Origin of the sequence: Mesobacillus sp. S13 (assembly GCF_020422885.1) — a bacterium.
Classification (GTDB): Bacteria; Bacillota; Bacilli; order Bacillales; family Cytobacillaceae; genus Mesobacillus; species Mesobacillus selenatarsenatis_A.
Window position 1 is genome coordinate 3,635,360 of sequence record NZ_CP084622.1, and the last position, 24,256, is coordinate 3,659,615.

The 24,256-nt window shown below is 44.0% G+C and carries 17 protein-coding genes and 1 other annotated feature; of the genes, 6 read left to right on the forward strand and 11 right to left on the reverse strand.

Annotation, left to right across the window (positions count from 1 at the left end):
- Positions 1 to 78: 78 nt before the first annotated feature.
- Positions 79 to 1,338 carry a tyrosine--tRNA ligase gene (tyrS, locus tag LGO15_RS18575; protein ID WP_167834619.1) on the reverse strand — a complete coding sequence of 420 codons (1,260 nt, stop codon included), beginning with the start codon at positions 1,336 to 1,338 and terminating at the stop codon, positions 79 to 81.
- A 75-nt stretch (positions 1,339 to 1,413) separates the two neighbouring features.
- Positions 1,414 to 1,636 (reverse strand) — a binding site (T-box leader).
- A gap of 142 nt (positions 1,637 to 1,778) precedes the next feature.
- Here tyrS and LGO15_RS18580 point away from each other — a divergent pair.
- Positions 1,779 to 4,694 (forward strand): transglycosylase domain-containing protein, encoded by a 2,916-nt coding sequence (locus LGO15_RS18580; protein WP_226085501.1) that lies wholly within the window; start codon positions 1,779 to 1,781, stop codon positions 4,692 to 4,694.
- 102 nt (positions 4,695 to 4,796) lie between these two features.
- Here LGO15_RS18580 and acsA read toward each other — a convergent pair whose 3' ends face one another.
- Complete coding sequence (acsA, locus tag LGO15_RS18585; RefSeq protein WP_226085502.1) at positions 4,797 to 6,515, reverse strand: acetate--CoA ligase; 1,719 nt, start codon at positions 6,513 to 6,515, stop codon at positions 4,797 to 4,799.
- A gap of 223 nt (positions 6,516 to 6,738) precedes the next feature.
- Here acsA and LGO15_RS18590 point away from each other — a divergent pair, with 223 nt between their 5' ends.
- From LGO15_RS18590 to LGO15_RS18600, 3 genes are read left to right on the forward strand one after another with little or no spacing between them, the layout of a single operon-like run.
- Positions 6,739 to 7,371 carry a GNAT family N-acetyltransferase gene (locus tag LGO15_RS18590; protein ID WP_167834616.1) on the forward strand — a complete coding sequence of 211 codons (633 nt, stop codon included), beginning with the start codon at positions 6,739 to 6,741 and terminating at the stop codon, positions 7,369 to 7,371.
- 40 nt (positions 7,372 to 7,411) lie between these two features.
- Positions 7,412 to 8,059: an acetoin utilization AcuB family protein gene (locus LGO15_RS18595; protein ID WP_167834615.1), complete on the forward strand. Its 648-nt coding sequence runs from the start codon at positions 7,412 to 7,414 to the stop codon at positions 8,057 to 8,059.
- Positions 8,056 to 9,228, forward strand: a complete 1,173-nt coding sequence (locus LGO15_RS18600; RefSeq protein ID WP_226085503.1) for an acetoin utilization protein AcuC — start codon at positions 8,056 to 8,058, stop codon at positions 9,226 to 9,228. The genes LGO15_RS18595 and LGO15_RS18600 overlap by 4 nt, the downstream gene beginning before the upstream one ends.
- Before the next feature lie 985 nt (positions 9,229 to 10,213).
- Here LGO15_RS18600 and ccpA read toward each other — a convergent pair.
- Both ccpA and LGO15_RS18610 read right to left on the reverse strand, forming a co-directional pair.
- Complete coding sequence (gene ccpA / locus LGO15_RS18605; RefSeq protein ID WP_167834592.1) at positions 10,214 to 11,212, reverse strand: catabolite control protein A; 999 nt, start codon at positions 11,210 to 11,212, stop codon at positions 10,214 to 10,216.
- A gap of 286 nt (positions 11,213 to 11,498) precedes the next feature.
- Entirely contained in the window at positions 11,499 to 12,572 is a 1,074-nt protein-coding gene (locus LGO15_RS18610) for a bifunctional 3-deoxy-7-phosphoheptulonate synthase/chorismate mutase (protein WP_167834591.1), read from the reverse strand.
- Between the two features lie 358 nt (positions 12,573 to 12,930).
- Between LGO15_RS18610 and LGO15_RS18615 the strand changes: the two genes are divergently transcribed.
- Positions 12,931 to 15,084: a cell division FtsA domain-containing protein gene (locus tag LGO15_RS18615; RefSeq protein WP_413231354.1), complete on the forward strand. Its 2,154-nt coding sequence runs from the start codon at positions 12,931 to 12,933 to the stop codon at positions 15,082 to 15,084.
- A gap of 24 nt (positions 15,085 to 15,108) precedes the next feature.
- Here the strand turns inward: LGO15_RS18615 and ytxJ are convergent, their stop codons facing one another.
- The 4 genes from ytxJ to LGO15_RS18635 all read right to left on the reverse strand — a co-directional run bounded on the left by ytxJ (position 15,109) and on the right by LGO15_RS18635 (position 16,792).
- Entirely contained in the window at positions 15,109 to 15,438 is a 330-nt protein-coding gene (ytxJ, locus tag LGO15_RS18620) for a bacillithiol system redox-active protein YtxJ (RefSeq protein ID WP_167834590.1), read from the reverse strand.
- A gap of 102 nt (positions 15,439 to 15,540) precedes the next feature.
- Entirely contained in the window at positions 15,541 to 16,017 is a 477-nt protein-coding gene (locus tag LGO15_RS18625; RefSeq protein WP_167834589.1) for a YtxH domain-containing protein, read from the reverse strand.
- A 17-nt stretch (positions 16,018 to 16,034) separates the two neighbouring features.
- A complete protein-coding gene (locus LGO15_RS18630; RefSeq protein WP_167834588.1) occupies positions 16,035 to 16,514 on the reverse strand; it encodes a DUF948 domain-containing protein in 480 nt (159 codons plus the stop codon).
- Positions 16,493 to 16,792 carry a hypothetical protein gene (locus LGO15_RS18635; RefSeq protein WP_167834587.1) on the reverse strand — a complete coding sequence of 100 codons (300 nt, stop codon included), beginning with the start codon at positions 16,790 to 16,792 and terminating at the stop codon, positions 16,493 to 16,495. The genes LGO15_RS18630 and LGO15_RS18635 overlap by 22 nt, the downstream gene beginning before the upstream one ends.
- A gap of 521 nt (positions 16,793 to 17,313) precedes the next feature.
- On the opposite strand from LGO15_RS18635, the gene LGO15_RS18640 reads away from it, so the two are divergent.
- Positions 17,314 to 18,429, forward strand: a complete 1,116-nt coding sequence (locus LGO15_RS18640; protein WP_226085504.1) for an aminopeptidase — start codon at positions 17,314 to 17,316, stop codon at positions 18,427 to 18,429.
- Between the two features lie 58 nt (positions 18,430 to 18,487).
- On the opposite strand, the gene murC is transcribed toward LGO15_RS18640, so the two are convergent.
- From murC to LGO15_RS18655, 3 genes are all read right to left on the reverse strand, one after another.
- Positions 18,488 to 19,789, reverse strand: coding sequence for a UDP-N-acetylmuramate--L-alanine ligase (gene murC / locus LGO15_RS18645; RefSeq protein ID WP_226085505.1), 1,302 nt, complete (start codon positions 19,787 to 19,789; stop codon positions 18,488 to 18,490).
- Positions 19,790 to 20,085: 296 nt separating this feature from the next.
- On the reverse strand, positions 20,086 to 21,186 hold the full coding sequence (locus tag LGO15_RS18650) for a nicotinate phosphoribosyltransferase (RefSeq protein ID WP_226085506.1): 1,101 nt from the start codon (positions 21,184 to 21,186) through the stop codon (positions 20,086 to 20,088).
- An 83-nt stretch (positions 21,187 to 21,269) separates the two neighbouring features.
- The gene (locus LGO15_RS18655; protein WP_226085507.1) at positions 21,270 to 24,236 is read right to left on the reverse strand and encodes a DNA translocase FtsK; all 2,967 of its coding nucleotides are present in this window, start codon (positions 24,234 to 24,236) and stop codon (positions 21,270 to 21,272) included.
- Positions 24,237 to 24,256: the final 20 nt, after the last annotated feature.

The window sequence follows — 24,256 nt, forward strand, 5'->3', positions numbered from 1 at the left end:
AATTGATAAAAGAAACAGCCACCTGGGTTCCAGGATGGCTGTTTCTTCATCTATATAAGCTGTTTCCCACATCAATCTCTAGTACTTAATCATAAAGTACTTCTTCTTGCCGCGGCGGACGATGGTGAACTGTCCCTCGATCTTGTCTGCATCACTAAGAACATATGCAGTATCGGTTACACGCTCTCCGTTCAGGGAGACAGCGCCGTTTGATACATCTTCACGTGCCTGGCGCTTGGATGGTGAGATTTTTGCTGCAACGAGCAAGTCGACTAACCCTTGTTCCTCTTCCCCTTCTACTGTAAAAGAAGGAACGTCCTTGAAGCCTTGTTTGATTTCATCAGCGCTCAGGTTTTTTATGTCACCGCTGAAAAGTGCTGCTGAGATTCTGATTGCCTGCTGAAGGGATTCTTCACCATGGATCATGCGTGTCATTTCTTCAGCAAGGGCTTTTTGAGCCTTGCGCAGATGTGGTTCTTCCTCAACCGCTTTTTCAAGCGCTTCGATTTCTTCTTTTTCTAAGAAAGTGAAGAACTTCAAGTATTTCACAACATCTGCATCAGCTGTGTTGATCCAGAACTGGTAGAACTCGTATGGAGACGTCTTTTCCGGGTCGAGCCATACAGCGCCGCTTTCTGACTTCCCGAATTTCGTTCCGTCCGCCTTCGTGACAAGCGGGATTGTCATGCCAAAAGCCTTGGAACCTTCCGCAGACATTTTACGGATTAATTCGAGACCTGTTGTAATATTGCCCCACTGGTCACTTCCGCCAATCTGGAGCTTGCAATCATGCTTCTCATATAAATGGAAGAAATCCATTGCTTGCAGGATTGTGTATGTGAATTCTGTGAACGAAATACCTGTGTCAAGCCTTGAAGCGATTGTATCCTTGGCAAGCATGTAATTCACACCCACATGCTTACCGAAGTCACGAAGGAATGTAACGACATCCATGGAACCGGCCCAGTCGTAGTTGTTGACCATCAGCGCACCGTTTTCACCTTCCACGCTGAAAATTTGCTCCAACTGCTTTCTGATTCCGTCAACATTCAGCTGTACCTGTTCGAGAGTTTGAAGCTTGCGTTCCTCACTCTTTCCGCTTGGGTCACCAATCAGTCCAGTCGCGCCTCCGACTAGAACGATCGGACGATGACCTGCATTCTGGAAGCGTCGCAATGTCAAAAACGGAAGAAGATGACCAATATGCATGCTATCCGCTGTAGGATCGACACCACAGTATAGTGAAATTTTCTCCTTCGAAAGCAGGTCCTTCATTCCCTCTTCATCTGTTTGCTGGTAAATAATCCCGCGCCATTCGAGATCCTTAAGTAATTCCATTTCTTCTTCCTCCATTCAAAAAATATATTTCGTAACCGGATTTTTGCGATAAATAAAAAACGCCCCTGCAATAAATGCAGGGGCGCTGTATGCGCGGTACCACCCGGCTTGAAAACAAAATAAAAAAATGTCTTCCACTCAAATAAAATAACGGTTAAACCGGCCGCGGCTACTATATACTCAATTCACAGCGGCGCTCGGGGAGGTAATTCATCCTTCTGTTTGTACCGGCTCACAGCACCCGCCGGCTTTCTGAAACATTGACAGAAGCACTACTGATTCCCTTCACAGCTTTTTGCTATAAAGTTAATAAAGCATTTTTACCATAAAGCGATATAAATTGTCAAATTCGACATAAATTTTCAGAAAAATTCACATTAACATCTATTCGACAGCCTGTTTATGCTATAATGTATGTGATTTTAGGGGGAATGATATGAATGCATGAAGGAAAACAGGCTTGGAAAGAGAAGCTTAAATCCTTTGGTGCTTTTTTTACGAATAAAAAGACCGTAAAAGGAGCCAGGATTACTTATTCGGTTGTCTGGAACATGCTGTTGTTATTGATCATTGTATTGGTTCTCGGCGGTGGTTTCGCCGCAGGTGCAGGTGCAGGCTACTTCGCATCCCTTGTCAAAGATGAACAAATCCGACCTTATGAAAACATGAGGAAAGATATATACAACTATGAAGAAACCTCGGATTTATATTTTGATAATGATGTTTATCTTGGCAAGCTCCGAACGGACCTCTATCGTGAGGAAGTCAAGCTTGATGATATGTCGAAGCATTTAGTAAATGCTGTAGTCGCAACTGAAGATGAGTATTTTTACGAGCATGATGGTGTTGTACCAAAAGCAATCATGCGTGCCCTTTTCCAGGAGGTCACAAACTCAGCAACATCCTCCGGGGGAAGTACACTGACACAGCAGCTCATCAAGAACCAAATCCTGACGAATGAAGTTTCCTTCGAGCGAAAAGCGAAAGAAATCCTGCTCGCACTTCGTCTCGAGAAATTTTTCGATAAAAAGGAAATCCTTGAAGCCTATCTGAATGTCGCTACATTCGGTCGAAACGCAAATGGCAGTAACATCGCCGGTGTCCAGGCCGCAGCAAAGGGAATTTTCGGAAAAGATGCGAAGGACCTGTCACTGCCTCAGGCAGCTTTCATTGCCGGACTTCCGCAGAGTCCATTCGGCTATACACCCTTCAGCAGCGACCACGGCAAGTTGAAGGATCCTGCAGGACTTGAGCCTGGCCTATCAAGATACAAAACGGTCATTTCAAGAATGCACGGAGCAGGCTTCATTACGGATGATGAGTTCAAGGAAGCAATCGACTATGATATCACAAAGGACTTTGTAAAAGAGGTTCCAAGCGATAACACGGTTGAGCAATATCCCTTTTTGACGTTTGAAATCGAGGCACGTTCCGTTGAAATTCTGGCTAATATTCTTGCAGAAAGAGATGGATATGAACTCGAAGATTTGAAAAAAGATGAGAAATTACTGGCAGAATATCATGCACTTGCAGACCGAGACATTCGCCAGAATGGTTATAAGATTTATACGACCATCAATAAAGAGATTTATGAAAAGATGCAGGAAACTGCAAAGAATTATCCTTACTATGGAAGTGAAAAACCTCAGGAAGTTCCTGATCCGGATGATCCGAACAAAACAATTGTCATCCAGGAGCCAGTTGAAATCGGTGCCACTTTGATTGAAAATAAATCTGGTAAAATCATCAGCTTTGTCGGTGGCCGCAACTTTAAGCGTGAACAGACGAACCATGCCACAAGGGCTCCTAGACAGAATGGCTCAACGATGAAGCCGCTTCTTGTGTATGCACCAGCGATGGAGCTAGGGACCTTGCATCCTGGTTCAATTCTTCCAGACGTACAGGTATTTTTAAATGGCCCTAACAAGGCATGGCCTAATAACTATGATATGAGATACAGCGGTTTGACAACAGCAAGACATGCGCTGACAAAATCCTATAACGTACCAGCAGTTCTTGCGTATAAAAATATATTGAACCAACGTCCGGCTACCTTCCTTGATAAAATGGGATTTTCGAATTTGCAACCTGATGATTATACCAACAAAGCTACCGCTATCGGTTCATTGCGCGGCGGTGTTACAGTCGAAGAAAACACCAACGCATTTGGTACATTCGCTAATGGCGGGAAATTCATCGATGCTTACATGATCGAGAAGATCGTCGATAAAAATGGTGAGATCGTATTCCAGCATAAATCTGAACCAGTAGATGTGTTCAGTCCACAGACTTCTTACTTAACGATTGATATGATGCGTGATGTTATTAACCGAGGTACTGCGACTGCGGTAAAAGGCAGGCTGAAGTTCGGTTCTGACTGGGCTGGTAAAACAGGAACAGGTCATGAATATATTGATTCGTGGTTTGTGGCAACCAACCCGAATGTGTCTTTCGGTGTTTGGCTTGGATACGATACGCCAAAAGCACTTGAAAGAAGGTACAAAGGGCTGAGTTATGGAGTCCGTACTCAATACATCTGGGCAGACCTGATGAACGACGCTTACGATGTTGCTCCACAGCTAGTCGATCCTGAAGAACGATTCAAGATGCCTGGTGGAATCGTCAAGAGATCTTATTGTGCAGTATCCGGATTGCTCCCTTCAAGTGCTTGCTCTAAAGCAGGTCTTGTTGAATCGGATTACTTCATTGCGAAATATGCACCAACTAAAGTGGACGACAGTCTCGTTGAAAACAAATTTGTCACTGTCGGCGATAAGCGCTATATAGCACTTGATTCCACTCCGGCTGAATTCACGGACACTGGGGTAATACTGAATCCAGAGTATATGGAAAGCATCATTGGCCATAAAATAAGAGATCCACAGCAGCTCATTCCTAAAAAGGATGCGTGGAACAAGATTCTTGTTGCGGACGATAAGCTGAGTGAGAATGGCAAGACTCCTGGAGCATTGGGAATCACGCTTTCCGGCAAGACCATTACATGGGGCAAGCACCCAGAAAATGATATTGTCGGATACAGAATCTATAACAACAAGAAAAAAGTCGGCAGCATCAAGGCAGGAGAAGCCCTAAGCTTCAATGCAGGTGACGGATCATTCTATGTTACGGCAGTCGATATTGCCGGAAAAGAATCCGCACCATCCAATATCATTGAAATCGGGCAGAAGCCAGAGCCTAAGGATCCTCCGGCCGATCCTAAACCGAAAGACCCGCCGCCAACTGACCCTAAACCAAAGGACCCTCCTAAGCCACCGCCGCCACCTCCTGGAGATGGAGATGGAGATGGGAACGGAGATGGTGAAGGAGACGGAGATGGGACTGGCGATGGAAATTAGCATATAAGTAAAGAAACACCGCATCCAAATTGGAGCGGTGTTCTTCTTTTTTAGGCGTAAAAAGAGCGTGAAACTCGGTTTCACGCTCTTTCCCACCTTTTATTAGTCTTCCATTGTAGAAAGGTCGCCAGTAGGGAGATCCAATTCCCATGCCTTCAATACACGGCGCATGATCTTACCGCTTCGTGTCTTAGGCAGTTTATCGCGGAATTCGATTTCGCGAGGAGCAGCATGTGCAGCAAGGCCTTTTTTAACGAATTGGCGAATCTCTTCGATTAATTCGTCCGACTGCTCATAACCATCACGCAATGCGATGAACGCCTTGATAATTTCCCCACGGACCGGATCCGGCTTGCCAATGACACCAGCTTCAGCTACTGCAGGGTGTTCAACAAGCTTGCTTTCAACTTCAAATGGTCCGACACGCTCACCAGAAGTCATGATGACATCATCAATTCGCCCCTGGAACCAGAAGTAGCCATCTTCATCCATATACGCTGAGTCACCGGAAACGTACCAGTCACCAGGCATGAAGTAAGACTGATACTTCTGCGGGTTGTTCCAGATTGTATGCATCATCGATGGCCAGCCCTTTTTGATCGCCAAATTGCCCATTCTGTATGGCGGCAATTCATTGCCCTGATCATCGACAATTGCAGCTTTTACGCCCGGAATCGGTTTACCCATTGATCCAGGCTTGATTTCCATGCTTGGATAGTTACAGATTAATTGTGCTCCAGTCTCTGTCATCCACCAAGTATCATGGATACGCAGGTTGAACACCTTCATTCCCCATCTAACAACCTCTGGGTTCAATGGTTCACCTACACTCAGGATATGGCGAAGACAGCTAAGGTCGAACTTCTTCACTATCTCGTCCCCTGCACCCATCAGCATTCTGAATGCTGTTGGAGCACTGTACCAAACCGTCACTCCGTACTCTTCGATCATCTTATACCATGTCTCTGGATTGAAACGTCCACCAATGATGACATTGGATGTTCCCGCAAGCCATGGACCAAAAATTCCATATGATGTTCCTGTTACCCAGCCAGGATCCGCGGTGCACCAATAAACATCATCTTCTTTAAGGTCAAGTACCCATTTGGCCGTTTGATAATGCTGGATCATCGCATTATGTACATGAAGTACGCCCTTAGGTTTTCCAGTGGAGCCGGAAGTATAATGTAAGATCAGACCGTCTGTACGGTCAACCCACTCGATATCAAGCTTTTTGCTGGCTTCAGCTAGCTTTTGCTTAAAATCAACATACTTATCGTTTTCTTCAATACTGTCACCAACAAGAAGAATATGCTTCAAGTCAGGAAGCTCATCCACAGGAACACGCTCAAGAAGCTCAGGTGTCGTTACTAGTACCTTTGCCCCGCTGTCCTGCAATCTGTCACGGACAGCACCTTCCATGAATGCTTCGAAAAGAGGGCCAACAATCGCGCCTAGCTTGACTGCCCCGAGAACTGCAAAATACAGTTCTGGAGAACGAGGCATGAAGATAAACACGCGGTCTCCTTTTTCTACATCACCATAAGTTTTGAAGACATTTCCCGCTTTATTGGAAAGCTCCTTCATTTCTTTAAAAGTATATTTTTCTTTGCGTACCCCATCCTGATAATAAAGCGCAACTTTATTTTTCCTGAATCCTTCAGCATGTCGGTCGATCGCTTCATAAGCCATATTGACCCTGCCTGTCTCAGCCCAGGAAAACTCTTTCTCTGCTTCACTCCAATCAAATTGGCCATGAAGCTCTTGATAATTCTTTAAATTATGATCCCCTTGTGTAACTGGTAGCGCTTCCACTTTCATATATCCATCCCCCTTGGCTTTATATTTAAAATATATTATAGTATAAAAATTAGATTTTCTCAATTTTTAAAATATTTATAGTAGATAAAAGACTACTTTTGGTTTGCTATTCCACACTGAAAAGTCATAAACTAAATACAGAAAATTTTGTGAAAGCGCTTTTATTTGTTAGATTTTATGTATAATAGAGTTATCGTTTGAAATGTTGACGGGTGGTGACTGAATGGAACATAAAAAGACTTATAACGCAAAAGAATTAAAAACTCCCCATGGCCGTTTGATCATTGAAGGCCCGATTTCTCCTGAAAAACTCGCAAGCTATGAATTCCATAAAGATCTAGTGGCTTTCCGGCCTCCTGCCCAACAGCACAAGGCACTGGTAGAGATTGCCGGTCTGCCGGAGGGCAGGATCATTGTAGCGCGTTCAGGCCATATGATTGTCGGCTATGTTACTTATCTGTACCCAGACCCGCTTGAAAGATGGTCTGAAGGAAAAATGGAAGATTTAATCGAACTCGGAGCTATCGAAGTCATTCCTGAATTCCGGGGGAGCTCAGTCGGCAAAAACCTGCTGATCGTTTCCATGATGGATGACGCAATGGAAGATTATATCATTATCACAACTGAATATTATTGGCATTGGGACCTGAAAGGAACCGGCTTGAATGTTTGGGAATATCGCAAGGTAATGGAAAAAATGATGAATGCCGGCGGCCTTACCTGGTACGCGACAGATGATCCAGAAATCAGCTCCCATCCAGCAAACTGTCTGATGGCACGAATTGGAAAAAGAATTCCGCCTGAATCCGTTCAGAAATTCGATCAGCTGCGGTTCATGAACCGTTTTATGTATTGATGATTAATAAGAAGCCTCATCATGCAAGGAGGAAGGAATCATGATCGTCGAGGAAATTATGAAAAGGGATGTCACGACACTTTTCCCTGAAAATACAATCGCGGATGCAATCAAGCTAATGTCAGATAAAAAGATCCGCCATATCCCGATTGTCGATAAGGACCAGGGTGTCATCGGCCTGGTGTCTGACCGGGATATCAAGGATGCCGCTCCGTCGGTTTTTCATTGGGATGAACATAAGGGTGAACTTGAAAATCCAGTCAAGTCCATTATGACGACTAATGTGATCACTGGGCATCCTCTCGATTTTGTCGAGGAAATCTCGGCAATCTTTTATGAACATAATATCAGCTGCCTGCCAATCATCAAGGATAAGAAGCTGGTAGGCATCGTTACTGAAACAGACCTGCTCCATACTCTTGTTGAGCTTACTGGTGCCCATCAGCCGGGATCTCAAATAGAAGTTAAGGTGCCAAATAAAGCGGGCATGCTTTGTGAAATCGCTTCTGTCATCAGCATGAGGAAAGCCAATATCCAAAGCGTGCTTGTATACCCTGACCAAAAGGATGAGCGTTACAAAATCCTCGTTGTAAGGATCCAGACGATGAATCCAATCGCGGTGATCGAGGACTTGAAGAAAGCCGGTCATCATGTACTCTGGCCAAACCTGCCGGGTGTCTCATCATGAGCGATCGCTCTGTATTCGTCTTTTCAGAAGAGCTGCTGAACTATCGCTTCAGCAGCCACCATCCCTTCAACCAGATGCGGTTGAAGCTTACGCTGGATTTGCTGCGCAAGATTGGTGCAATTGAAGATCAACAGATTGTTGCGCCTCGGTTGGCAACGGATGAGGAACTGCACCTCGTTCATGATCCCAATTTTGTAAACGCTGTTAAGCTTGCTGGCCAGGGAAAGCTTAAGGGTGAATCAGCGGAAGGCTATGGATTGGGAACGGAAGACACACCTATTTTCGCTAATATGCATGAAGCGAGCGCTCTGCTTGTCGGGGGCACCCTGACAGCAGTGGACTATGTCATGACTGGTAAAGCAAATCACGCTCTTCATCTCGGCGGCGGCCTCCATCATGGCTTCCGCGGAAAAGCATCGGGCTTTTGTATTTATAATGACAGTTCTGTCGCCATAAAATACCTGCAGGAAAAATACAATGCCCGCGTATTATATGTCGACACAGATGCCCATCACGGCGATGGTGTACAATGGTCATTTTACGATGATCCGAATGTCTGCACTCTATCGATTCATGAAACGGGACGCTACCTTTTCCCGGGGACTGGCAATGTGAACGAGCGCGGCCAGGGCAAAGGCTATGGATATTCATTTAATATCCCTGTCGATGCCTTCACAGAGGATGAGTCATGGCTCGATGCCTATAGGCATGCACTGATGGAAGTGGCTGAGTTTTTCAAACCTGACGTGATTCTGACTCAGAATGGCGCAGATGCGCATTATCTCGATCCATTGACGCATTTATCAAGTACGATGAAAATCTACCGGGAAATCCCCAAGCTTGCCCATGAAGTTGCCCATAAATATTGCGGTGGCAAATGGATAGCCGTAGGCGGAGGGGGCTACGATATTTGGCGTGTTGTACCAAGAGCCTGGTCACTGATCTGGCTTGAAATGATTGAAAACTCAAACTGTTATGGCAGCTTGCCGCAAGAATGGTTAGACGAATGGAAGGAACAGGCACCTGTGGAATTGCCACTGCAGTGGGACGATCCTGAAGATTTATATCCGCCAATTCCGCGCAAACCGGAAATCACGGAAAAAAATGCCCATACAGTGGAGAAAGCCTTGTATCCAATTAGATCAAATAAAAAATCTGAAACTGTGTAAGTTAGAAACCGGGAGATTCACAATGGCCCGGTTTTTTTGTGTTTGTTTTTAAGAAGGTCTGTACAGTTGTACGGGGGTCAGACAAAGTTACGGCTTTTCCTTGTGATTTTGTCTGAAGTGACCTCGAGTTCGGACAATATTGTGGCTTCTCCTCTTGATTTTGTCTGAAGCGACACCTGGTTCGGACATAGTTACGAGTTTCCCTTCTGATTTTGTCTGAAGTCACACCAGGTTCGGACAAAATCACGGCTTCTCCTCTTGATTTTGTCCGAAGTGACAGCTGGTTCAGACATAATCACGGCTTCTTCTCTTGATTTTGTCCGAAGTGACACCAGGTTCGGACAAAATCACGGCTTCTCCTCTTGATTTTGTCCGAAGTGACAGCTGGTTCAGACATAATCACGGCTTCTTCTCTTGATTTTGTCCGAAGTGACACCTGGTTCAGACAAAATCACGAGTTTCCCTTCTGATTTTGTCTGAAATAACACCTGGTTCAGACAAAGTTACGCCTTTCCCTCTTAATTTTGTCTGAAGTGACACCTGGTTCGGACATAATTACGAGTTTCCCTTCTGATTTTGTCTGAAGTTACACCAGGTTCGGACAAAATCACGGCTTCTCCTCTTGAATTTGTCTGAAATAACACCTGGTTCAGACAAAGTTACGCCTTTCCCTCTTAATTTTGTCTGAAGTGACACCGGGTTCAGACAAAATCACGGCTTCTCCTCTTGATTTTGTCCGAAGTGACACCGGGTTCAGACAAAATCACGGCTTCTCCTCTTGATTTTGTCTGAAGTGACACCGGGTTCAGACAAAGTTACGCCTTTTCCCTCTTGATTTTGTCCGAAGTGACACCAGGTTCAGACATAGTTACGCCTGCACCTTTTGTTTTTATCTAAGGTGGCATCAGGTTCTCCAGTTTTCCCTGATTATGATCGCTGCTCCCTCGCAAAAAGCCCCTTGCATCTTCTGCAAGGGGCTCCTCTGTTATTTAGTTGAATCTCTATTTTCGATTCGGTGCGGCAAGACAACGATATTCTCATCTACGTTTTCTTTGTTCATATACTTCGTCAATAAACGCATGGCAACCGCCCCGATGTCATATAACGGCTGAACAATGGTTGTAAGCTGCGGACGTACCATTAGAGTGAGTCTTGTGTTGTCCGAAGCGATCACCTCGAAATCTTCAGGAACGCTATAGCCGCGGTCAAATGCTCCATGGATGACACCAAGTGCCATTTCATCCGAGCCGACAAGTATGGCTGTTGGCTTCGAATCAAGCTCAAGGATTCTTTCAATAGCCTCGAGACCTGAGTCATACGTGTAATCTCCTTCGACAACAAGATCTTCGTTGTACTGGATTTCCGCATCTTTTAATGCGCGCTTATAGCCTTCGAGCTTTTTATCCTTATTGATTGGCTCGAGCTGAGGTCCAATAACGAAGGCAATATCTTTATGGCCTTTTTCGATAAAAGTAGATACAGCATCAAAAGTTGCCTGTTCATAATCAATATTGACGGATGGGATTTCACCTGTTTCCTCGATTGATCCAGCCAGAACGATCGGTACAGGGGATTTCTTGAATTGTTCCACATGCTCGGCCTTGATATTACCGCCCATGAAAACAATTCCGTCAACTTGTTTGCCAAGCATGGTGTTCAGCAAATGCAGTTCTTTTTCGATATTTTGGTCAGAGTTGCTCAAGATAATATTGTATTTGTACATTGTCGCGATATCTTCAATTCCCCTTGCCAGCTCAGCAAAAAATGGGCTCGCAATATCAGGGATGATGACGCCGACAGTCGTTGTCTTTTTGCTGGCAAGTCCTCTCGCTACTGCATTCGGGCGGTACCCAAGACGGTCAATGACCTCCATGACTTTCTTCCTTGTAGCTGGCTTCACATTCGGGTTTCCGTTGACAACACGTGAAACCGTTGCCATTGAAACATTCGCTTCCCGTGCTACATCATATATTGTAATATTCATCTATTTCACTCCTTCAGGTAATAAACGGCGCTTTTCAGTTAGTTTACAGCAAAAATTGCCACAATAATCATATTTTAAGTTTGTGATTATATGTACAAGCATAATTATGTTATTAATCATACGACATCCTTATCAATCCCGCAATCTGAACAGCTTAAATTCATACATTTTTATCACAAAAGCCTGTTTAAATTACTTCTCTCCCTGCAGTTTTGTTCTCTTCTATTAAGTTACCCTGAAATCGTCCATAAAAAAACCTTCCTTACAAAAGGAAGGTTTCAGAACTCTATACTCTTACAAATGGAGTGGATTTTAATCCTTCTAAAAATTCATCGAACTGCTTAAGATCCATCTGCTGCGCATTATCGGATAATGCAACTGCAGGATCTGGATGAACTTCAGCCATGACTCCATCTGCTCCGATGGCAAGTGCAGCTTTGGCAGCCGGCAGGAGCAGGTCTCTTCTGCCAGTTGAGTGGGTAACGTCAACCATGACTGGCAGATGCGTTTCCTTTTTCAAAATTGGTACTGCAGAAATATCAAGTGTGTTCCGTGTAGCCCTTTCGTAAGTCCGGATTCCGCGTTCACACAGGATGATCTGTCCATTGCCCTGTGCCATGATATATTCAGCCGCATTGATAAATTCTTCAATCGTAGCGGCAAGTCCACGTTTTAGTAAAATCGGTTTATTCACGGCTCCTGCAGCTTTCAACAGCTCGAAGTTCTGCATATTGCGGGCACCGATTTGGATAACATCAAGGTAGTCGACAGCGATTTCAATATCAGCTGGAGTGACAATCTCACTGATGACTGCAAGATCATACTCATCCGCAACTCTCTTCAAAATTTTAAGTCCCTCCACACCTAGTCCCTGGAAGTCATATGGTGAAGTACGAGGCTTGAAGGCGCCGCCACGCAGCAATTTAAAGCCCTTCGCCTTAACTGCTTCAGCAACAGTTGCCACTTGTTCATATGATTCAACTGAACAAGGACCGAAGACAAAGTCAGGCGTACCATCGCCGATTTTAAGGCCCTTAATATCAATGATTGTATCATCAGGCTTTTTCTTTCTGGAAACAAGAAGTGCTTTACGGTGATCATCAGATTGAAGCTCCAGTCCTGCCTTGAAAACTTCTTTGAAAATATGTTCGATTGTCGAATTCTCAAAAGGACCGTTATTCTTCTCCTTGATCAAATCGAGCATTTCCCTCTCACGCACAGGGTCATAACGATACACACCCTGAGTTTCTTTTGCACGGCCAATTTCCTGGACGAGCAGGGCTCTTTCATTAATTAATGATAAAAGCTCTAAATTCAATTCATCCACACGATTTCTAAGCTGGTCAAGATTTTTACTCATTTTCTGTCCCGTCCTTTCGGAATTCATTTTAGCCCTGACACTAAGACTTTTCAAATAAAGAGGTGCGAAGCAAAAGACTGTAACGGCATGCAGTATTGTGTGTAAGCTAATTTTTTCCATCACGAATTTTAAAATAAGCTTTCTTTGGCTCCAGCCTAAAGCAATGTCATACCAAAGCCGATAGTAAGAATGGATGCCCAAGATGAAATGCAGTTACAGTGCGATAAATCAAGCTGTATAATATGATAAGGGTAATTATATCTGAAATAATTTGGATTGTCACGTAAAATTCTTTAATAATTAAACGCTTTTAAGTGATAAAGCATCGTATGAGAAATTAAGTTAGAGGGTGCATGAAGTGCATGTGAATAATAAATTGTTTGCGTTAGATATAGGAACCAGGTCTGTTGTAGGGATCATCCTGGAAGAATCTGATGATCGCTATCAAGCAGTCGACATCGTGGTCCGGGAACATAAGGAAAGATCGATGCTGGATGGCCAGATCCATGATGTTTTGTCAGTATCCGAAATCATCACTGAAATTAAAGAGGCGCTGGAAGTGACACATGGTCCCTTGAATAAGGTCTGTGTCGCTGCTGCTGGCCGCGCCCTGAAAACAGAACAGACAAAAGCGGTCATCGATATTTCCGGCAAGCCGATGTTCTCCAAGCAAGATATCCTCCACCTAGAATTAAGTGCTGTCCAAAAGGCGCAGGCTGCTGTTGCTGGTGAAAAAAACAATGAGCATCACTATTATTGTGTCGGATACTCGGTTCTTTATTACCAGCTTGATGGAGAAGTGATCGGAAGCCTGATTGATCAGCGAGGAAATGAAGCTTCTGTGGAAATCATTGCGACCTTCCTGCCTAAAGTAGTCGTTGAATCATTGCTGGCTGCTCTGGACAGAGCCGGACTTGAAATGGACGCCCTTACTCTGGAGCCGATTGCTGCAATCAATGTTCTGATTCCTGCCTCGATGAGGAGATTGAATGTCGCTCTTGTTGATATAGGTGCGGGGACTTCCGATATCGCGATTACCGACTCTGGAACAGTCGTTGCATATGGAATGGTCCCAGTGGCAGGAGATGAAATCACTGAAGCTGTCAGTGATGAGTTCCTGCTTGACTTCCCTCTTGCTGAAAAAGCAAAGCGGGATCTGCTAGAAAACCAATCAATCACGATCACAGACATATTAGGATTTGAAACAATGGTCAGCAAAAATGAAGCCGTTGAAAGAATTGCACCTGCGATTGATCGTTTGGCAGGAACAATTGGAGAGGAAATACTGAAGTTGAATGGCAATAAGCCGCCTAAAGCAGTCATGCTTGTTGGCGGTGGAAGCCAGACGCCTGATTTACCCAGGAGGCTTTCCGCTATATTGAACCTCCCGGAAAACAGGGTCGCCATCCGTGGGCTTGATGCCATTAACTCGGTTTCATTTGCAGAACATATGACGAAAGGGCCTGAACTTGTTACACCAATCGGAATTGCCATCGCCGCCAAGCAATCCCCTGTCCAATATCATACTGTTTATGTGAATGGCCAGCCGGTAAGGCTTTTCGAAGTGAACAAATTGACTGTGGGAGACTGTCTACTGGCTGCGGGGATAAAAATGAACAAGCTTTACGGCAGGCCGGGACTCGCGATGATTGTGAGCCTTAATGGCAAAAATGTGACGATACCAGGCAAGCATGGACAGCAGCCTGTGCTGTTGAAAAATGGGATTGCCTGCTCATTTGATGAACATGTGGATGGAGGAGATCAACTCACTGTCCAAAAGGGAGAGGATGGAGTCAGACCAGAATTGACTCTTGGCGAGTTAATCGGCGAACTTCCAACCAAAACGGTGATCATCAATGGCCAAAGGTATGAAGTCAGCGCGAGGATAACCTGCAATAGCCTTCCTACTTCTTTGTCTAAGCCAGTTGAGGATAGGGATGAGATCATTTTTGAAATGCCGGATACAACCGAAAGCGTTCTGAAGGAACTGAATCTCGCAGAAATGTTAAGCGACGCGCGCCCCTTTTTCATCAAGATTGATGGAACAGAACATAAGGTCACAGATTTCATGGGCAAAATGTATATAAACGGGCTGGCAGCCAATCTACAAACTAGAATAGACCATCTCGACGATATCCGTATTGAAAAAGGAATGGAGCCTTCACTTAGAAGTCTAGTAAAAATACTAGGGGTACCTGCCTCTGAATCGATGCCGATTTTTTTCAACGGCCAGCAGATCCATCTGCAGCAGGAACTAATCCAATTCACCCGAGAAGGAATTAAACTAGGAATGGACGACCGCATCCATAGCGGGGATGAGCTGAACACTAAACAGAAGGATACTCAGCACTTCATCTTCCAGGATGTATTCAACTTTGTTCAGTTTGACATCCCAAAGGACAGCCGAGGATTCTCCTTATTAATAAATGGGGAAAAAGCGGCGTTTGACGACCGTCTGGCACCGGGAGATGAGTTGAATATAACCTTTGAAAGCCCTATAGGCCTAAAGTAAAAAAACATCCACATGGATGTTTTTTTATTTTACATTTTCTTCTTTAGCTGCCGCCAATGATTTTGCGGTGATTTTAAAATGGGAAGCATGCCAGGCAACATCGGAATTCACAAATAGAATAGCCTGCGGAGACTCATGCTTAACATGGAATTTCTCAGCAATATGATTGGATAGGTCACGTGAATCCTGGACCGTTAGATAATATAAATGATCGTTTCCATTGTTTTCAAACTTCGCAAATTCATCATATCCTGCGGCACTGATTGGGCAAGTCGTACTATGCTTCAGCATAAAAAACGTTTCAGCAGAATCGACAAGCTGGTCAAATTGTTCAATTGAATCTATCTTTTTCATCCAACTTCCTCCTTAAATATATTGTTTTACTCTTTCTGGAACAATCTCCTAAAAAAATAAACGGTGAAGTTATCTTACCACTTCACCGTTTCATTGACAATTTTACTGATTCAGCTTGCTTTCAGTATCATCGAAAGCTTTTTGTGTTTCTTCAAGCTTCTTTTGAATTTCTTCCCCAGTGGCAGTATGCGTGTTTTCCATAGAGCTTGTCTCTGCCATTGAAGTAGGTACTTCTTCAAGAACTTCCTCGCCATTTGAATTCTGTGAAGTATTTTCGCTCTTGTTCTTCATATCCTTCACTTTGTTGACAATGGTAGAAGACTGTTGGGATACAGTGTCTTTTAAGTCGCTTGCTTTCTCCTTGGCTACAGAAGCAAGATCCACACTCTTGTTCTTGAGTGTAGAGGTTTGCTCATTAAGAGAGCCTCTTAACTCTTTTCCTGATTTAGGAGCAAGCAATAGTGCCGCTAATGCCCCTGCAAGTCCGCCAACAATGGCTCCAGCTACAAAGTCCTTGGAATTGCTGTTTGTCTCCCTCATTGACCCATTAACATCATACTGGCTTTGTTCTCTGTTCATTTTATCTCCACCTTTCATTAATACCGAACACGTTCACGCTGCCTGGTAACCATCTCTTCGCCCTCTAGCTGATGGTCAATCTTGGCTGTTTTTTTTGATTGCCACTTATCCTTCAACTCTAGGAATACGTTGCTCCACTGAACAACCTGTGAAATCTTGTCCTTATTCTTGTCAATCTGAAGATCCACCATTGTTTGGACATTATGAATAGATTGATTGAATCTCTGAACAGAATTCCCTACATCCCTCACAGCATTAACCACACCGTTCAAGCTCTCAGATTTTCTGGAAATATCGTCTGCCAAATTGTTTGTTTTGTGCAGAAGCTCCGTCGTTTCACGAGTCACTCCATCCAACTGCTTCTCAAGGCCATCAAGTGTGCCTGATACACTGTCTAAAGTTGTTTGTAAGGATTTAAGAGTTTTGGACAACGACACTACCAAAACTAAAAATGCGATTGCTATAACAGCAACACTTAAATACAAAATAATTTCCACTGTTGAACACCTCCGTTAGCATATGTACATTTTACCCCGCAGTAAGCGACATAAACCACCTTGTCTAATATGTATTTCAATATAAGCATACCCTTTTCCTTCCTGAATAAGAATATCTTTCTACAAATTAAGAATCCAGCAATCATAGATTTTACAGGAGGTTGTTTGGTACATCTGATGAGAAGATCGGCAGTATGCAGTTTCTTGGCACAACCAATGCAAACTAAGTCTCCTCTCATACCTTTGAGCATTGGTAATTTTAATTGTAATTCTGCCACAAATCAACTCCATTGGTAGACGCGCATTTGACCGCATAGGAGTATCTTTCGACTTGAACGGTATACTTAAAGAGGAGGATTTGACCACATAAGGGGCTCTTGCGGCTTGAACGGTATCCTTATAAAGGGGGATTTGCTTACATAAGGGGCTCTTTCGGCTTGAACGGTACCCTTATAGAGGAGGATTTGACCACATAAGGGTCTCTTTCGGCTTGAACGGTACCCTTATAGAGGAGGATATGACCACATAAGGGTCTCTTTCGGCTTGAACGGTATCCTTATAGAAGCGGAATTGACCTCATAAGGATATCTTTCTATTTGCGGTACCCTTAAAAGGCTCCATTCATGACCTATATATTTTTCACTTCTATTCCTGGGCGTCAACCGGCAATCGATCAAATCTTTTAACAGCTAAACCAAATTGATTATCCTCAATCTACTGAAAGGAAATGGGTACAAACATTACCGTTTCGGTTACAATATGGTTATGTGTTTTATTTTTATACATAGGAGTGATTTTGATGAAAGACCCTCGTATTCAAAAATTGGCAAAGAATCTGATCAATTACTCGGTCAAGCTTCAAAAAGGCGAAAAAGTCCTGATTGAGAACTTTGGCCTTCAGCGTGAGCTTGTTACGGCTCTAGTGAAAGAAGCATACGAAGCTGGCGGCTATCCATTTGTGTCCTTGAAGGATCACCAGGTGGATCGTTCATTGCTCATGGGTGCCCAGGAGGAGCAGTTCGAGATGATTGCTGAGTTCGAAGCAAATGTGATGAGCAAAATGGATGCATACATAGGCCTTCGATCTGGAGATAACATCAATGAACATGCGGATGTTCCGGCGGATAAAATGAAGATACACGGCAATACGATCGGCAAGAAGGTACATAGAGACATCCGTGTTCCAAAAACAAAATGGGTTGTCCTACGTTACCCGAACTCAGCAATGGCACAGCTTGCGAAAATGAGTACAGAAGCCTTCGAAGATTTCTACTTCGACGTCTGCAACCTTGATTACGGAAAAATGGACAAGGCTATGGACAGCCTGGCAGACTTGATGAACCGTACAGATAAGGTACGAATCACCGGACCTGGAACTGACTTGACCTTCTCAATCAAAGATATCCCGGCTGTAAAATGTGCAGGTGAGCTGAATATCCCTGATGGCGAAGTTTATACTGCCCCTGTCCGTGATTCAGTCAATGGCGTCATTACCTACAATACGCCGTCTCCATATCAGGGATTCACTTTTGAAAATGTGAAGCTGACCTTCAAGGATGGACAAATCGTTGAAGCTTCTGCAAATGATTCAGAGCGCATCAACAAGATTTTCGATACAGATGAAGGAGCTCGTTTTGTCGGAGAATTTGCGATTGGTGTGAATCCTTATATCCTCCATCCAATGCAGGACATCCTGTTCGATGAGAAAATCGATGGAAGCTTCCATTTCACACCTGGTCAGTGCTATGACGATGCTTTCAATGGCAACCATTCAAATATCCACTGGGATATGGTCAACATCCAGCGCCCTGAATACGGCGGAGGAGAGATCTATTTCGATGATGTACTGATTCGTAAAGATGGACGTTTTGTCATTGCTGAACTTGAAGGATTGAACCCAGAGAATCTTAAATAAGAAAGAGCTTGAAGACATACAAAAGGATGCGGACCATTTGGCCGCATCCTTCTTTGTTTTAAGCTTGCAATTGCTTTTCATATGCTTCCTGGAACTTCTGGATATCACCAGCGCCCATGAACAGGATGACGCCATTGTCATGCTCTTTCAGACGTGATGTATCTTCCTCAGCGATGATTTCAGCATCGTCGATCTTTTCTTTTAAATCGGTAATCGATAGTTTCCCATGAATTTCACGGGCTGAACCGAAGATTTCGCACAAATACACCTTATCGGCCTTATTCAAGCTTTCCGCAAATTCATTCAGGAAAGCCTGAGTCCTGGTGAATGTGTGCGGCTGGAAGACCGCGACGATTTCTCGATCAGGATACTTCTGCTTTGCCGCTTCAATTGTTACTTTGATTTCTGTAGGATGATGCGCGTAATCATCAATGATGACCTGGTCGGCAATTTTCTTTTCAGAAAATCTCCTTTTCACGCCTTCGAATGTTTCAAGCTGGGCCTGGATCACTTTTGATTCGATGTTTTCATAATGGCATAAAGCGATAACAGCAAGTGAATTCAGGACATTATGGTCCCCATAAGCCGGAATCGAGAATGTATCATAGAATGTATTCCGCACAAAAACGTCGAACGTAGTGCCCTCAGTTGACTTGACGATATTGCGAGCTTGGAAATCATTTTCTTCGCCAAAGCCATAAAATACAACCGGTACCTTGGCCTGGATTTTTTGCAGCTGCTCATCGTCACCGCATGCGAAAATCCCCTTTTTGACTTGCCATGACATCTCCTGGAATGCAGAGAAAACATCCTCAATATTGGCAAAGTAATCCGGGTGGTCAAAATCGATATTCGTCATGATGGCGTAGTCCGGGAAGTAAGAAAGGAAATGACGGCGATACTCACAAGCTTCAAACACAAAGTATTGAGCATCTTTGTCACCTTTTCCAGTTCCATCGCCAATCAGGAAGGATGTAGGCTTAGCGCCCCTCATCACATGCGCTAGCAATCCCGTAGTCGAAGTTTTTCCATGAGCCCCTGTAATCGCAACACTCGTAAAGTTTTGCATGAAATCTCCCAGGAATCGGTGATACCTGATGATCGGAAGGCCATGCTTCATTGCCTCCTGGATCTCCTCATGAGTATCCGGATAGGCATTGCCTGCAATGATCGTCATTCCAGGCTGTATATTTTCCTTGTTAAACGGAAGGATCTTTATTCCAGATTTCTCAAGGGCTACCTGGGTAAAAAAGTGCTTATCATAATCGGAGCCCTGTACCTGATAATCCATATCATGGAGAACTTGAGCTAACGCACTCATTCCAGACCCCTTTATACCTACAAAATGGTAAATAGTCATATAAAGAACCTCCAACAACGTCTGTATGTAACACAGTATATGACAGATATCCTGATTTGCTCATTTCGCCTAATCACTGTATCAAACAGAGCAAATTCGATAAAAATTTGTATCTGTCTTTCATGTATTGAATCATTATAACATCATTACGGTAAATAACACAGTTTCATCGATGCTGCTTCCAAAAGGTTCAGCTTTTTTCCGCAGAATCAGATCCAAATATGGTCATGCTCTTCCTTAAAACCGCAATCATGAATAAAATTACTTATTCCCTTAGTCAGTTACTTTCAAACTTGTTAAATCTCAACTCTTTCAAGTCGTGGATTCGGCCTGAACTTTCTGCCAGACTTTGCCTGGTGTTTTCCGTTCAACATGACATTATCACCAGTAAAGCCTATCTGTAATTTTAACAGACTGCCGCCTACCCCATACATGTCGACTGGCACATTTTGCTTTTCGAACTCGAGAATCCTTTTTTCACTGAAGCCGCCGCTGACAACAATTTTAACGTGGTCATAACCTTCGTCATCCAGTGCTTTTCTTAGCGCGAAAATTAATTCTGCATTCACACCGCGAGGATCGAATGTTCCGAGTAAGTGCTGGTTGCGCAGGAAATACTGGTCGATCAGTGTACGGGATGTGTCTACCCTTACACCCTTCAACTTTGCGCCAAATTCTCTTGCCACCTTCAAGGAGTCAGTAACGGCATCATTATTATAATCAACAAGAGCGATCAAATCATCATTTGGAAAGGTTTCGTGGTAAGCCCGGGTTGCTGCGACGATATCACCATTGAACATTTGGATCAAGGCGTGCGGCATCGTCCCCATACCATGCTTGCCCCACCATTCATTCATCGCATGTGTGGCTTGGGCAGTAGCGCCGCCAATATAGGCAGCATAGCCATCACCAGCCTGTGTAGTATAATGATCGTCACGGTCTCCCATGAAGATGACCGGCTTTTGCTGACCTGAAAAACTGGCTGCTTTGACGACATTATAAACATTCGTCGAGACAGAAGTCCTTCTTGCCAGAATGCCATCGATAATTCCCTCAAGATAGCCAAAACTTTGGTAAGGGCCAGTAATGGTCAAGACCGTTTCAAATGGAGAAATTTTATCTCCATCCTTAAGTGAATGGATCTCTAGTTCCTCGGGGCGATCCGCAAATGTTTTTACCAGGGCGATCACTTCATCTGTGCCGCACAAAACAGCTTCGTCCTTCTGGAAAAACTGCATGGTGATGACATTGTCTTCATGGTATTTTTTCACAAGCTCCCGCGTCTTAAGAAAATACACGGCTGAAAACCAGCCATCCCGGATCCTTTCATCAAATTTAAATGTATGATTGGTCAGGCGGCTGATTTTCCCCTGCATTTTCAATTCTATTTCTTTCATCCAAAAAGCTCCTTCAATAACAACCCAACATCTATAGTCATTTTCCCTTATTATAAGTACATGCAAATAAAGAATACCACTTATTAATTGAATGCACTAGTTTCCTGGAAGGCCTCAAGGTCAGCAGCAGTGATAAGGACATCCCTTGGCTTGCTTCCCTTTCCTTCAGAAATGAACCCTTGCTGCTCCATCATTTCAATCAGTCTCGCCGCGCGGTTATAGCCGATTTTAAAACGGCGCTGGACGCTTGAAGTGGAAGCGCCACCCTGATCAATGACAAATTCACAGGCTTCATAGAAAAGTTCATCTTCGTCTTCCGTCACCTGAGCTTTCTTCAGCAGTTCATCCTGTTCAAACAAGTATTGCGGAGCTCGCTGCTCCCTTACAAAGGCAACAATGTCATCGATCTCATTGTCCGTCACGAAGGTTCCCTGCAGACGGAATGGCTTTGATGACCCATTTTCCAGGAACAGCATATCCCCACGGCCAAGAAGCTTTTCTGCCCCGCTGATATCAATGATCGTCCTGGAATCCACCTGTGAGGAAACAGAGAACGCAATTCTTGTAGGAACATTCGCTTTGATCAGACCAGTTATAACATCAACGGATGGACGCTGTGTTGCAATGATCAAGTGGATGCCACATGCACGTGCTTTTTGAGCGATCCGGCAAATAGCCTCCTCTACATCACCTGGTGCCATCATCATCAGATCCGCAAGTTCGTCAATCACAATGACGATGTATGGAAGCTTTTCAGAAAATCTGCGGTGCTTCTCAGCAAGTTCATTGAACCTGCCAATATCACGAACACCTGTATGAGCGAACAATTCATAACGTCTTTCCATTTCCTCAACTGCCCACTTCAGCGAGGCTGTCGCTGCTTTTACATCTGTGATGACTGGGCTGACAAGGTGCGGAATGCGGTTATATGGTGCCAATTCAACCATTTTCGGGTCGATTAGCAACAGCTTCACCTCATCTGGGTGTGCTTTATAAAGCAAGCTGACAAGCATCGTATTGATGCAGACACTTTTTCCCGAGCCAGTGGCACCGGCAATCAATCCATGTGGCATCTTTTTCAGATCAGTCACAATTGGATTTCCGGCGATATCAAGTCCCAGAGCCACCGATAATGGAGATTCAAGATCCATGAAATCTGCCGATTGTAAAATTTCACTTAATAATACCGGCCTGCTCGAATGGTTCGGCACTTCAATCCCTATGGTATGCTTTCCGGGAATTGGTGCCTCGATCCGGATATCCTTCGCCGCCAGGCTTAGTTTAATATCATCTGATAGATTAGTAATTTTATTTACTTTCACTCCAGGCTCCGGCTGCACCTCGAAGCGGGTAACGGACGGCCCCTGTGTCACATTGACCACCCTTGCGCCTACGTTGAAATTCCTTAGCGTATCATTCAGCATCTGTTCCTGCTCTGAAAGCCATTCAGGATCCGGTGCTTTGAATACAGGAGGGCTCAACAATTCCAGCGGCGGGAAATCGTATACTGCAGCTGGATGAACTACTGTCTGCAACGGCTCATCTTGGGTATGTGAAGTGTTTTCTTCCGGTTCGATTTGAGATTTCACTGGCGCTGGTGCAGCAGATGAATAAGCCGTTGACGGCTCTTCCTGCTGAATAGGCTGAGCATCAGATGAATTGTCGTCTGCAGATGAATGAATCTGATCAATAACTGAAACCTCTTCAACATCAGATTGCTGATCCCTTTCTGACTGTTCAGAAGCACCTGTCTTTCTTTCCTCCGTCATAAAAGAGGGATACTTAGACATATTGCGCGCTTCCCACTTCCTCTTGTCCTGCTTAAGCATGAGAACATTAAAAGGAAGCTGCCTTTTTGGTTCTGCAGGTTTAGCCTCTATTGGTTCAGCTTCAAGACTTTGTTCAGTTTGTGGCTCCTCATATGAAACTTCTATTTCCTGATTTTCTTGAGAATCCACATTTGGAGACAGGGCATTTAGCTCTCTTGCTTTTTCTAGATGTGCTGATGTTCCTGAACTTTCTTCGGTTTGTGAGAAGTCTGCTGGTTCATGCACTTCTTCGGTTTGTAGGAAATCACTTACTACTGATTCATTTGTTTCAGACTTTCCCTCGGTTTGGAAGTCTATTGTTCCATGTACTTCGGTTTGTTCGAAGTCGTTCTCTTCTGATACTTCGAGACGATGTTTGGCATCAGTCTGTGTTTCCATTTGAGACTCATCACTAAGTAGCTCAGAACGTTCATTGAGGATCATTTCAAGGGCCTCAGTTTCCAATTCCGCCTGTTCTAGCTGCGCCTCCATGTCACTGGATTCTGGATCTAGTGTTTCAGCAAGATCATCTTCTATGTATAATTCTTGCATCAGTTCCTCATTATGCACTTGAGTTGATCCAGGCTGTTCCTCTACAGCAGTAGCTCTATTGGTTTGAATCGATTGTTCCACCATACTGGCCTGACTTCTTTCGAAACCAGTCAGTTCATATTCAACATCCTCCAGATTCGTTTGGGTCTGGCTTTTTCTAGGAGGCCTGTTAAATGCATAAATCGGTGACGGGATTTCTGTTGGCTTGAAGGGCTGCCTGAATTTAGGTCCGTTGTCCTTCCTTGATTCATAATGGAATTTCGGTGAAGGTTCCTTGGCCTTTTGGGTCCTGGATACTTCATTAGTCTTCCTGTCAGGTTCACGTTTGAATGTGGTTCTAGCATCCACAACAGAATTCTGGTGTGGATCTTGAAATAGATCATTTTCAAATTTCGTCATTCTTAACGAACCTTGCTCTTTAATGAAAGGTTTGATTTCATCAACTTGGCTTGCTTTTTCCTGTCGCCCTTTTTTCGGCTTTGTTTTTTCAGGAGCGTTTTTCTCATCCGGCATTAGTGGAAAACGAAACTGCCCTTTTGGATATTGGTATAAAACTTTTGCTTCTACATCCCTTTTTTCATTCTGCTCTCTAATTATGGGCTTTGAATCAGGCTGCTCACGGTCGATATCAGTAATTTCATCATCATCATCGTTTTGGAACATAGTAAAAATTCTTTTAATCCAACTCAATTTAAATCACTCTTTCTTTC

Bases quoted from the DNA above. Each gene is read 5' to 3' on its own strand.
- tyrS (WP_167834619.1), bottom strand. From the start codon at position 1,338: ATGGAATTACTTAAGGATCTCGAATGGCGCGGGATTATTTACCAGCAA.
- LGO15_RS18580 (WP_226085501.1), top strand. From the start codon at position 1,779: ATGCATGAAGGAAAACAGGCTTGGAAAGAGAAGCTTAAATCCTTTGGT.
- acsA (WP_226085502.1), bottom strand. From the start codon at position 6,515: ATGAAAGTGGAAGCGCTACCAGTTACACAAGGGGATCATAATTTAAAG.
- LGO15_RS18590 (WP_167834616.1), top strand. From the start codon at position 6,739: ATGGAACATAAAAAGACTTATAACGCAAAAGAATTAAAAACTCCCCAT.
- LGO15_RS18595 (WP_167834615.1), top strand. From the start codon at position 7,412: ATGATCGTCGAGGAAATTATGAAAAGGGATGTCACGACACTTTTCCCT.
- LGO15_RS18600 (WP_226085503.1), top strand. From the start codon at position 8,056: ATGAGCGATCGCTCTGTATTCGTCTTTTCAGAAGAGCTGCTGAACTAT.
- ccpA (WP_167834592.1), bottom strand. From the start codon at position 11,212: ATGAATATTACAATATATGATGTAGCACGGGAAGCGAATGTTTCAATG.
- LGO15_RS18610 (WP_167834591.1), bottom strand. From the start codon at position 12,572: ATGAGTAAAAATCTTGACCAGCTTAGAAATCGTGTGGATGAATTGAAT.
- ytxJ (WP_167834590.1), bottom strand. From the start codon at position 15,438: ATGAAAAAGATAGATTCAATTGAACAATTTGACCAGCTTGTCGATTCT.
- LGO15_RS18625 (WP_167834589.1), bottom strand. From the start codon at position 16,017: ATGAACAGAGAACAAAGCCAGTATGATGTTAATGGGTCAATGAGGGAG.
- LGO15_RS18640 (WP_226085504.1), top strand. From the start codon at position 17,314: ATGAAAGACCCTCGTATTCAAAAATTGGCAAAGAATCTGATCAATTAC.
- murC (WP_226085505.1), bottom strand. From the start codon at position 19,789: ATGACTATTTACCATTTTGTAGGTATAAAGGGGTCTGGAATGAGTGCG.
- LGO15_RS18650 (WP_226085506.1), bottom strand. From the start codon at position 21,186: ATGAAAGAAATAGAATTGAAAATGCAGGGGAAAATCAGCCGCCTGACC.